The following is a 12,203-nucleotide window of genomic DNA, read 5'->3' as shown; positions in this document are numbered from 1 at the left end:
GCAAAGAAAAAAGCCCCTGAATTCAGGGACCTTATCGGAGATTTATTAATGAGTACTACAAAAGAGTACTACAAATTTTTTCTTCTCTCATCCAGACTATAACTGTCGGTTTAGGAATTACACCTAATCAGCTTTCGCTCGCGGACTTTTACCGCCGGTGGAGACTTACACTCCGCCCTGAAGAATCATGTTATTTTATTTACAATTATTGTAACTCATATCAAGTTATATTGTCAAGCCTTAATCAAAAATTGTTTTTTAGCTATCAAGACTTCTTATCTTTTGATAAAGGAAACCGTCTCATAAGGGTTAAGTTTGAGCCTTTGGCTGATTTTTCTGTGGTGGTAGTTTCCTTGTAAATATTCAAAATTTTCGATATTTACTAATACATTTTTCAAATCAATTTCTACTTTTTCTCCATAAAAATTATTAAAATTGACTAGAATTGTATCATCATATTTACGCTTGTAGGCAAAGACTGATGGGTGGTCAGCAAGTATTGGCTCATAGGTACCATCAGATATTACTAGCTCAGATTTTCTAAGCTCTATTAGTTTTTTGTAGTAATAGTAAACTGAGCTTTGATCTTCTTTTGCCTCTTCTACATTTACTTTTTTGTAGTTGTTATTGACAGCAATCCAAGGAGTTTCATTAGAAAATCCTGCATTGGCACTATCATCCCATTGCATAGGAGTTCTGGAATTATCTCTTGATTTTTTGGATATTATATTAAATGCATCAGCATCAGATAAGCCTTTTTCCTTTAGCATTTTATATGCATTTTTTGATTCTATATCCCTATAATCATCTATTGATTCATAGCTAGGGTCTGTCATGCCTATTTCTTCACCCATGTAGATATAAGGTGTTCCACGCATCATATGGATAGATTGGGCTAGCATAGTTGCACTTTGATATGGGTAGTTTTTGACATCTCCAAAACGGTTGTTGGCTCTTGGTTGGTCGTGGTTGTTCCAAAATAGAGCATTCCATCCTCCACCTTCTTCCATGCCAACTTGCCAATCATTAAATATTTCTTTTAATTTCATAAAGTCAAAGCTAGCATCTGTCCACTTATCACCATTTTCGTAGTCAACCTTTAAGTGGTGGAAGGCAAACACCATGGAAAGCTCTGAGTCATCATCGGATGAATACATTACAGAGTTTCTAATATTTGTTGAGCTCATTTCCCCTACTGTGATTATATCACTATGTTTACCAAAAGTATTATTGTTTAGTTCTCTTATCCACTTGTGAACTCTCGGTGTATCAGTATATAGAGCTTTTTCTTCGACAATGTTTCCATTGGAATCTTTTAAGATTTGATCTTTTCCTATGACATTTAGTACGTCAAATCTAAATCCCTTTATCCCCCTATCAATCCAATAGTTTACGATCTTAAATAATTCTTCTCTCACAGTTGGATTGTGCCAGTTTAGGTCAGCTTGGGTCTTATCATATAGGCAAAGATAATATTTGCCAGTATCTCCAAATGGCGCCCAGGCTTCTCCTCCAAATTTGGACTGCCAATTAGTTGGAAGTGAACCATCTTCTTTGCCATCTCTGATGTAGTAAAAATCTTGGTAGTACTTATCTCCTGCTAGGGCCTTCTGAAACCATTCGTGGTCTGTTGACGTATGGTTAAATACCATGTCAAACATTAAGCCTAGGCCATTTTCATCAAAAACTTTGATGAGATTATCCAAGTCTTCTTCTGAACCAAACTTCTCATCTATATGATAGTAGTCTGCTATATCGTAACCGTTGTCATTTTGTGGGGATATAAAAAATGGGTTGAGCCATACCATATCCACCCCAAGGTCTCTAATATAAGAAGCCTTAGAAGCTATGCCCCTAAGGTCTCCTATACCATCATTATTAGTATCCATGTAAGATCTAGGATATATTTGATAGATTACTTTTTTGCCTAAATTCATTTTGCTTCCTATTTAAAACTTGGTGTTTTGAATTCAATCTTATTTTGGAACATCTTTTTCTTATTAAACACCACTGTTAGTACAAATGGTACAACTATTGCTATGGCCATAGCTATCATGAATGTTATCATGGATTCTGTTTTGATAGATAAGAATCCTGGTATACCACCAACACCTATGTTATATGCCATGGTTTTGGTTAAAACTGAGAACATTCCTGCAAGTCCAGATCCTATCATACCCGCTATGAATGGGAAACCATACTTGATATTGATACCAAATAATGCTGGCTCTGTTACACCAAGGTATGCAGAAATCATTGCTGGAATTGAGATTTGCTCCTCAGCTTCGTTGCCCTTGTGTAGGTAGATAATTGCAAGAACTGCAGAACCTTGGGCAATGTTTGATAGGGCAATCATTGGCCAAAGGATTGTTCCACCAAAGTCATTGGCTAGTTGTAAGTCTATAGCATTGGTCATGTGGTGAAGACCTGTAATTACTAATGGCGCATAGAAGAATCCAAATACAGCACCAAATAGCCAGTTAAGACCACTTGTTAGTCCTGCATAAACTCCACTTGATATTGCAGAACCTATCTTCCAACCAATAGGACCTAAAACTACGTGAGCTAGGATTACTGCTGGAAGCAGTGATAAAAGTGGTACAAAAATCATTGAAACTGCTTGGTGGATGTGCTTTTTCCAAAATCTTTCAAGATAAACAAGAGAAAATCCTGCAAGCATTGCTGGAATAACTTGAGCTTGATAGCCAATTCTTTGAATTTGGAAAGCTCCAAAATCCCATACTGGAACTTCGCCACCACCTGCAATTGAGTAAGCATTTGCAAGTAGACTTGGTGACACTAAACAAATACCTAGTACAATACCAAGAACTTGGGTAGTACCCATCTTACGTGTGATTGACCAGGTAATGTGAACTGGTAAGTAGTGAAAAATTGCCTCACATATTAACCATAAAAAGTCATTAGTTCCTGCCCAAAACTTTGAGCTTTCTACTATTGTTTTACCACCTAAATTATCAAATTGAATCTCTCCTAGGATGTTTCTTAAACCTAGTAGAAGACCTCCAACAATGATAGCTGGTATAAGTGGTGCAAAGATTTCTGCCAAAACTGATGCAACTTTTTGCAGCCAGTTTTGATTTTTCATAGCGTCTTCTTTTACTTCAGCCTTGCTGGCCTGGTGAACGTTTGCAATAGATATAAAATCGTTATAAAATTGGTCAACATCATTACCTATAATTACTTGAAACTGTCCTGCTTGAGTAAAACTTCCCTTAACAGATGGCAAAGCTTCGATTTTTTCAATATCAGCTTTTTTAGGATCATTTAGAACAAAACGCATCCTTGTAACACAATGAGTTACCGATGAGATATTGGAATCTCCGCCAACATACTCATGAAGTTTACGAGCATCATCAATATATTTTCCCTTAATTCCTCCTATATATATTAATAATATAATTATAATACAATTATATAAAATTGACAATATTTATCAATATAATTTCGTGTTAAATTGATGTAAATTATTTGATAATTATTATTGTGTATGAAAAAAGAGAATAGAATATCTATTCTCCTAAATATGTTTGCAAACTATTCATCTTGTAGTTGTTGATCCTCTTGTTCTTCCTCAAGTTCTTTTCTTACATAATCTTCGGCTGCTTGGGTCATCTGTTCATTATCGATATTTGATCTGTCAATTAATTTGTCTAATCTTTTCTTATCTTCTTTGGAAAAATCTTCATTATCATCCATCTTTTTTCTCATATAACTTCTGATACCAAGACGTTTGTATTTCTCGTACTTTATAGAAGATTTCTCCCTATACCAGCTTATAAGCAACAAGGCCATCATAAACATTCCTACATAACCAATGATTGGATAAAATATGGAAACTAGCTTTTTGAAGCCTCCAAAACTTAATACAAAACCAACAAGGGTTAATGAAATAAGCATAATCCTAAAACTTTTTTCGCTATCATTTGAAAATCTTCTAGCTAGGGCATAAAAAAGTGAAATCCCAGTATTAAAAATCATACCAAAGATTACAAGGGCCATCAAAAAGCCTAGGATTGGATGAATACTATTGATAACACTTAGCATAGGTATATCAAGCTTACCAACTTCATCTACACGTATAAATAAAGTAAAAGAAATAAGCACTCCCAATATACCAGCTATGGCTCCACCAAGTAGCCCGCCGATTCCAGCTTCCCTAGGGTCAAGTTCTTCTCCACCTAGGACAAAGCCCATTGAAACTCCGCTCATCAAACACATACCATAATAATTAAATATTGCAAAAACTACATTATTAAAGTTTGATGGTAGGCTTTTCGCAACTGAATCCAAATATGACCAATCTGGCTTGTAATTTATGAAAGTATAAATAGAACCGATCAAAGTAAAGACTAAAATCATTGGGGTAAAGGAACCGATAATTTTTGAAACTTTTTCAAAATCTAATAATCCTACAATTATAATCATACTGGCACAAACAACCTGGCCAATCCATTTTGGTATATCAAAGGCTTGATTTAGGTTTGATCCAGCTCCTGCTATCATTACAAAACCTATAACAAAGCAAGTAAAAATAAGTGCCAAATCCATAAATTTGCCAATAAATTTGTTGGTAATTTCTCCAAATACATCAGAATGATCTGTAGCCATGTAGTGACTTCCTAGTTGGAGCAATACTCCCCCAAACAATATGTGAAGTATGCCTACTATAGATACCCCAACCAATCCTGGTATCCCTAGTGAAATAAAATATTGTAGGAGCTCTTGTCCTGAAGCAAGACCTGCACCAGTAACAACTCCTACATAAGCAAACATAATAACTATTGATTTTTTACTCATAATTCCTCCGAGTATACAATATACTATAATTATGTCTGAATATCAAAGATTGTTAATAAATATGTTATGTTTACATACATTATAAAAAAATACAAGAGGCCACACATTAGATGGCTTCTTGTATCAAAAAGATTATTTATTCTTACTTATCTTCTTTTTTCTTCTTTTCAACTCCTATACTTGCTAGGATTGAACTTATTGCTATTCCAGCAATTCCTACACTTGATCCTAAACCAGTCTTTGGATTCTTAGAAGCTTGTTTAGTAGATCCATGTGTCTTTATAGTATCCATAGTTTTTGTTGGAGTCTTTGGATTTTCTACCTTTTCATCCTTAGTTGGTTTATTATCTGTTACTGGTGATTGTGGATCTTGTGGTTTTACTGGAGTTACTGGTTTCTCAGGATTTGTTGGTTTTTCAGGTTCTGATGGTTTACCTGGTTTTTCAGGAGTCACAGGTTTCTCTGGATCTTCTGGATTGCCTGGTTTCTCTGGAGTTACAGGTTTCTCTGGATCTTCTGGATTGCCTGGTTTCTCTGGAGTTACAGGTTTCTCTGGATCTTCTGGATTGCCTGGTTTCTCTGGAGTTGCAGGTTTCTCTGGGTCTTCTGGATTACCTGGTTTCTCTGGAGTTACAGGTTTCTCTGGATTTTCTGGATTGCCTGGTTTCTCTGGAGTTACAGGTTTCTCTGGATCTTCTGGTGTACCTGGCTCTACAGGTTCTGATGGTTCTACTGGTTTTTTCACTGTTTTTTCATAGACATAGGTAATTTCTTGAGTTACACCTACTTTGTAGTTGCCTTTTGTTTCTGATCCATCTTCTTTGTATGTTGGTTCATTTACTGGTTTTTCTGTTCTTACAAAGGTAAAGCCGTCTTTTTCTTTCTTGCCTGTGGTGTAAGTTTCGTCTTTTATACCTTCTTGAGTTTTACCGTCTTCAGTTTTCCTTGAAATCTCTTTGCCAGATTCATCTTTTGTGATGTAAATATGATGTTCTACAAATTTACCTGTTTCTTCTACTGGTGTTGGTGTCTTTACTGTTTTTTCATAGACATAGGTAATCTCTTGAGTTACACCTACTTTGTAGTTGCCTTTTGTTTCTGATCCATCTTCTTTGTATGCTGGTTCATTTACTGGTTTTTCGGTTCTTACAAACTCAAAGCCGTCTTTTTCTTTCTTGCCTGTGGTGTAAGTCATGTCTTTTGTTCCACCAGTCACATCACCGTTTACTTCTTTACGGTCAACTTCCTCACCTTTTTCATTTTTTGTAATATAAATGTGGTGTTCTTGGAACTTTCCTGTTTCTTCTATTGGTGTTTGAGCTTTTTCTTCTTTTTGATAGATGTAGGTTACTTCTTGTTTTGTATCAGCAATGTAAGCTGCTTCTTTTAGACTTCCGTCTTTGTTGAATTGACCGCCGTTTACTGATTTTACTTCAATTAGTTTGTAACCAGCTCTATCTTCTTTTGATGTTTTGTAGTTTTCTTTTTCTGTTCCTTCTGTTACATCTTTATTTACTTCATCGTCTTTTACGATTGTTCCATCTAGTTTCTTTGTTTGGTAAATGTGGTGTTCTTGGAATGAACCTTTCTTTTCTTCTACACCTGAACCACCAGTATTTCCCGTTTTAAATTGAATTTGATTTACAAGTCCTAAATCTAAAGTTCCATTACCATAAAGTGTAGCTCTAGAACCTAAATTTATATATTCAACATTAGGATCAATTTTTGATTTAACTGTAATTATATAAGGATTATCTATGCCATTTCTATTAAAGTCTAAAAAGACTTTGCCATCTTGGATAACTGGGCTAATGCTTGAATCAATATCTCCATCTACTGGATTTTCATAAACTGCATCAGGCACATTAGTTCTAGGAGCTAACTTCACTACTTCAACACTTGTATTTTCTTGAGTAAAATATGCATCAGATTGATTACCATCAAAGCCTCTTCCATCAACTATAACTCCAACACTTCCATTGAAAATTTCACCTGTTGATTTTCCTATATATCTAGATTCAGGATTTATATAAAATACTTGGGTAAATTCTCCTGTTTTTGGATCAAAATGTGTGTATTGGCTTGTACCATTTAGTATCCTTTGATAGTCATCATAATTTACTTTACCATAGTCAACATACAAGTCTTTTGAATCAGAATGGTTTCCAACACTAACAGTAAAGGTTTGGGTTTTTGAGTTTTGGACTGTTTCTTTTACGTCATATCCTCCGTATTGGACAGCAACTCTTATTTCATCTAAGCTTGTTATATTATCATTAAAAGTATATCTGATTTGATGTCTTGATAATCTCTTACCATCTGCAACTATTTTATCATTAATCTTTATAGGATCTGCATTTTCTGTATCAGGTTCGATTCCCTTTAATGACCAATTGTCTGAAAGAGTTATATCAAAATAATCCCCAGCTTTCGTATCATCAGGAGCCTTAAAAGCTACAGACCAAGGTAAGCCTTCTCCATTTCCAGCATTTAAAACTCCAGTTGTCTGAGTTTCACCTACATGAATTTCTGCTTCTGTGATATCATTGGAAATATCCCTTCCTGCTTCAGTTTCTTCTCCTGCTTCTACAGCTTCTGGTTTAGTTTCTTCAGCTAGTTCTAGTGCTGGTGTTTTTTCAGCTACTTTTTCATCAACTAATGCTTGTGCATCAAGGTTAGCGTCTACATCTAGTTTATTAGCTATTTCTGCTTCGATTTTTTCTATTTCGCTATCTGTGTAGCCTGCTTCTTTTAGTGCTTGTCTTTGAGCATCTGTTAGTGTGAATGCTTCTTTTTCTTCTTCGACAGCTTCTTTATTCTCTGTATTAGTTTCATCAGCTGGTGTTTCTTCAGCAGATGTTTCTTCTGGAAGTTCTTCCTTTGAATCTACTGCTGGAGTTTCTTCTTCTACACTTAGTGTTATTTCTGGTTCTTCTTCTAGAATTTCTCTTATTTCTGCTTCTAGCTTAGTCTCTGTACCCACTCCCGTATAATTTGGGGTATTTTGAACATTTTCTTCTGTTTTCTCTCCATCAGCATGACTTGTTATTGGTAAAGCCAATACCATAGCTAATGACAAAATTGATATGTACCCTCTTTACTGGACAAACCAGTAAGGAGGGTATTTTTATGAAATATAGTTATGAATTCAAAAAAGAATGCGTACAATTGTATAGAGAAGGTAAATGGCCTGATACACCTGAAGGAGCTAAAGAAAAAAACTTTCATGCTTCAATTAGAATATGGTTTAAGTTAGAAGAACTTCATGGACCAGAAATTTTAAAACACGGAAATAATATTAATTGGACTGCTGATGAGAAATTAGAAATGATATCTAAAGTGTTAGCTGGAAATTCCATAAAATCTATAGCAATCGAAAATGGAATCAATGATGGACAACTTTATTCATGGGTTAACAAGTATAAAAATTATGGATATAATGGTCTTGTGAATAAAAAGAAAGGCCGTAAATCTAAAAATACAAGTATGAAAAATAATAATAACCATAAAGCAAAAGAACTTAATGAATCTGAAAGAGAAGAACTAATAAAACTTAGAGCAGAAAATGAATATATAAAAGCAGAAAACGAAATAATAAAAAAAGAGATCGCCTTGAGAGAAGAACGTTACGCTGCGCAACTCAAGGCGAAAAAGCAGCGATTGTCAAAGAACTCAAAGAAGAAGGATACAGACTAAAATATCTTTTAAAAGCTATTGATATGCCAAGATCAACATACTATTTTGAAATAAACAAAGTTGATAATATAAAGATTAAGAATAGTCATATTGCAGATAAAATAACTCAAATATTTAACTTACACAAAGGAAGATATGGAGTAAGAAGAGTATATATGGATCTGATAAATCAAGGTTATGTCATAAATCATAAAAGAGTTCAAAGAATAATGCATGAGCTAAAACTATTTGGAAAAAGATCTAAGGAAAAATATCACTCATATAAGGGGAAGGTAGGTAAAGTAGCAGATAATATAATAAATAGAGATTTCAAGGCAGATAGACCTCTACAAAAATGGACTACTGATGTGTCAGAATTTAAATTCTCTTGGGGTAAGTGCTACATATCTCCAATACTTGATATGTATACCAATGAGATTATTTCTTACGACCTATCCTTAAGTCCTAACTTAAATCAGATATCAAATATGTTAGAAAAAGCATTTAATAAATTTCCAAAACTAGATAACTTAATTCTACATTCAGATCAAGGTTGGCAATACCAACATGAATATTATGTAAATGAGCTTAAAAGACATGGTATAAGACAATCCATGTCAAGGAAGGGAAATTGCTATGATAACTCCATAATGGAAACATTCTTTGGAAGGCTAAAAAATGAAGTTTATTATGGATATGAAAAGAGCTATAGCTCTTTTGAAGAATTTTCAAAAGTAATAGAGGAATATATTTACTATTACAACAACGAAAGGATTCAATCAAAAACAAAATGGATGCCACCTACAAAATATAGGTTAGCATCCACTAATAATTAATTAAATATTGTGTCCAGTTTTATGGGTACACATCAAATTGTTACAGCTTTTTTGTTTGAATTATTATTTTTCATAGTCCCTTCTTTCGTTTTTGTAGAAATATTTTCACATAATTTCATCTAAAGTATACCCGTTCTATATTAAAAAACATCAAATTTTTATAATGATTTTTTATAAATTATTTATTTATCGAAATGTTTTCTTATAGCCTTAAAATAAACCCAAATCATAATAGATTTGAGTTTATCCTAAAGTTTTATTTAATTTCTTTGAGCAATTCTCTTAGGTATTCGTTGACTCTTTGTACAGATGCGATTTCTACCTTTTCTTCTGGTGAGTGTGCGCCTGTGATGTTTGGTCCTATGGAAATAATGTCAAGATTTGGATATTTTTCATAGAAGCAACCACATTCTAGACCAGCGTGGATTACGATAGTTTCGAATTCCTTACCATAAAGATCTTTGTAGACTTCTTGTGCTAGTGGTCTAAGCTTTGAATCTTCTTTGTATTCCCAACCTGGATATTCTGAGTCAATATTATAGGCAAAATTTGTTTCTTCTAAAACTTTGGCAATCTTTTCTCTTAATTCTTCCAATTTTTCGTTGTTTGAAGATCTAAGGGAAATTTCACTTACTAATTTGCCTTCTTTTTCTTTTACTAGGGCAAGGTTATCAGATGATTCTACAGTTTCCTTGTCTTCCATAAGACTGTTAACCCCTGTAGGCATATCATTTATCATCTTGATTAGTCTTTGACTTAGGTCTTTGGAATAAGATTTGCCAGAAGTTTCGCCAATCTCAATTTCCATGTTGCCTAGTAGGTCAGTGTGTTTTTCTAAGATTTCTTTTTTAGCATCTTCTAGAACTTCTTTACCTACTCCATAAACTTTTACGCTTCCTTCTGATGGTATAACATTGTCTAGGTTGCCAGAGTTAAATTCGCCAATTGTTATTTCATCTTTGATATTTGCTAGTAATTCTCCGATGATTTTTACTGCATTTCCTCTTTTTTCGTGGATTTGCATACCTGAGTGTCCACCTAGAAGTCCTCTTAGTTTGATTTCGAAGCCTTCTTTTTCTTCTAAATCTTTTAGTTCTTCCTCTACGAAAAATGTGATTCCACCAGCAGATCCTACTGTGAGGATTCCCTCTTCTTCTGAATCTATGTTAATTAGGTAATCGCCTTCTAAGACATCATCAGCTAATGCTATGGCACCTGACATACTTGTTTCTTCATCTGTTGTTACAAGCAATTCTATTTGTGGTCCTTGGTAGTTTTCATCTTCTAGTAGGGCAAGTCCCATTGCTACTGCTATACCATTGTCAGCACCAAGTGTTGTATCTTTTGCTTTTAGGTATTCCCCTTCAATTACAGGTATGATAGGATCTTTTGTAAAGTCGTGGTCTGAGTTTTCTGTCTTTGATCCAACCATATCCATGTGACCTTGGAGTATTACTTTTGGTGCATCTTCATAACCTGCTGATGCTTTTCTCTTTAATACTACATTTAGTGAGTCATCTTGGTATGTTTCTAAGTCTAGTTCTTTGCCAGTAGCTATTAGAAAATCTGATACTTCTTGCTCGTGCTTACTTGGTCTTGGAATATCCATTAATTTTTTGAAGTAGTAAAAAACTCTTTGTGGTTGTAAATTTTCCATTATTTGTCTCCTTTGGCATTTGCTAAGATTATGTTCTTGATAACATTTACAGATTTTTCCATTATATCAACAGATACTATTTCGTACCTACCATGGTAGTTGTAACCACCTGTAAATAGGTTTGGTGTTGGAAGTCCCATATATGATAGTCTTGCTCCATCTGTGCCACCTCTGATTGGTTTTACTATTGGAGTGATGCCTTCTTTTTCTATAGCATCTTTCGCAAGATCTATAATTTCCATATGTGGTTCTACTTTTTCCCTCATATTGTAGTAGGAATCTTCTATCTTGATATCGATGATATTACCATATTTTTCATTTAAGAAATCTACTGATTTTTCTAGCATCTCTTTCTTTTGATTAAATGTATCAGTGAAGAAGTCTCTTATTATATAAGCCATATCTACTTCTGCAGATGTACCCTGGATTTCATCTAGCATATAGAAGCCTTCGTAGCCTTCAGTATATTCAGGTCTCTCATTTACTGGTAGCATTTGGTTTAATTCTAATGCTACTAATAGGGCGTTTACCAAAACATTTTTAGCTGACCCTGGGTGTACAGATTTTCCTTCGATATGGATATCAACACTTGCAGCGTTGAAGTTTTCGTATTCTAATTCTCCAACTGGTCCACCGTCTATGGTATAGGCGAAATCAGCACCAAATCTTTCAACATCAAATAGATCAGCTCCCCTACCTATTTCTTCATCTGGGGTAATGCCTATTTTGATATCGCCAAATTTTTGGTCTCTATTTTCCATAAAATATTTGGCAACTGTCATGATGATGGCAATACCTGCCTTATCATCTGCTCCAAGTAGGGTTGTACCATCTGTTGTAACTAATTTGTGACCTACTAGGTCTTTTAAGAATGGGAATTCTTCTTCAGTTAATTTGTACTTATCGTTAAGTACGATGTCACCACCTTCATATTTTTCAACTACTTGTGGATTGACATCTTTGCCTGTTATCTCTAGGGCTGTGTCCATGTGAGAAATAAGTCCTATAGTTGGAGCATCTTTATTGGTTCCCTCTATAATAGCATAAACATAGCCATGCTCATCCATGTGAGCATTGTCTATGCCCATTTCCTTAAGGTCATCAACTAGAACCTTAGCAAGGTCTAGTTGGCCAGGAGTTGATGGACAAGACTCATTCTTATCGTCACTTTGAGTATCGTAACTTACATATTTCAAAAATTTTTCTAACATATATCC

8 protein-coding genes and 1 riboswitch are annotated in these 12,203 nt (G+C 34.5%); of the genes, 2 read left to right on the top strand and 6 right to left on the bottom strand.

Annotation, left to right across the window (positions count from 1 at the left end):
- Window positions 1-75 precede the first annotated feature (75 nt).
- A riboswitch (FMN riboswitch) is annotated at window positions 76-189 on the bottom strand.
- Between the two features lie 86 nt (window positions 190-275).
- The 4 genes from treC to BQ7474_RS10385 all read right to left on the bottom strand — a co-directional run bounded on the left by treC (window position 276) and on the right by BQ7474_RS10385 (window position 7,897).
- Window positions 276-1,937 (bottom strand): alpha,alpha-phosphotrehalase, encoded by a 1,662-nt coding sequence (gene treC, locus BQ7474_RS02320; RefSeq protein WP_073997436.1) that lies wholly within the window; start codon window positions 1,935-1,937, stop codon window positions 276-278.
- 8 nt (window positions 1,938-1,945) lie between these two features.
- Entirely contained in the window at window positions 1,946-3,448 is a 1,503-nt protein-coding gene (gene treP / locus BQ7474_RS02315) for a PTS system trehalose-specific EIIBC component (RefSeq protein WP_235821461.1), read from the bottom strand.
- 107 nt (window positions 3,449-3,555) lie between these two features.
- Window positions 3,556-4,818, bottom strand: coding sequence for a YkvI family membrane protein (locus tag BQ7474_RS02310; protein WP_073997435.1), 1,263 nt, complete (start codon window positions 4,816-4,818; stop codon window positions 3,556-3,558).
- Window positions 4,819-4,960: 142 nt separating this feature from the next.
- On the bottom strand, window positions 4,961-7,897 hold the full coding sequence (locus BQ7474_RS10385) for an Ig-like domain-containing protein (protein ID WP_143179978.1): 2,937 nt from the start codon (window positions 7,895-7,897) through the stop codon (window positions 4,961-4,963).
- A 50-nt stretch (window positions 7,898-7,947) separates the two neighbouring features.
- Between BQ7474_RS10385 and BQ7474_RS02285 the strand changes: the two genes are divergently transcribed.
- Complete coding sequence (locus BQ7474_RS02285) at window positions 7,948-8,514, top strand: helix-turn-helix domain-containing protein (protein ID WP_073997434.1); 567 nt, start codon at window positions 7,948-7,950, stop codon at window positions 8,512-8,514.
- Window positions 8,478-9,329 carry an IS3 family transposase gene (locus BQ7474_RS02280; RefSeq protein WP_073997485.1) on the top strand — a complete coding sequence of 284 codons (852 nt, stop codon included), beginning with the start codon at window positions 8,478-8,480 and terminating at the stop codon, window positions 9,327-9,329. Before BQ7474_RS02285 ends, BQ7474_RS02280 begins: the two co-directional genes overlap by 37 nt.
- A gap of 256 nt (window positions 9,330-9,585) precedes the next feature.
- On the opposite strand, the gene pepD is transcribed toward BQ7474_RS02280, so the two are convergent.
- Entirely contained in the window at window positions 9,586-10,986 is a 1,401-nt protein-coding gene (pepD, locus tag BQ7474_RS02275) for a beta-Ala-His dipeptidase (protein WP_073997433.1), read from the bottom strand.
- Window positions 10,986-12,197 carry a peptidase T gene (gene pepT / locus BQ7474_RS02270; RefSeq protein WP_073997432.1) on the bottom strand — a complete coding sequence of 404 codons (1,212 nt, stop codon included), beginning with the start codon at window positions 12,195-12,197 and terminating at the stop codon, window positions 10,986-10,988. The genes pepD and pepT overlap by 1 nt, the downstream gene beginning before the upstream one ends.
- Between the last annotated feature and the right edge of the window lie 6 nt (window positions 12,198-12,203).

Source organism: Anaerococcus urinomassiliensis, from assembly GCF_900128425.1.
GTDB classification, from domain to species: domain Bacteria; phylum Bacillota; class Clostridia; order Tissierellales; family Peptoniphilaceae; genus Anaerococcus; species Anaerococcus urinomassiliensis.
The sequence above is the reverse complement of the archived record's forward strand: the minus strand, read 5'-3'. Positions and strand labels throughout refer to the sequence as shown.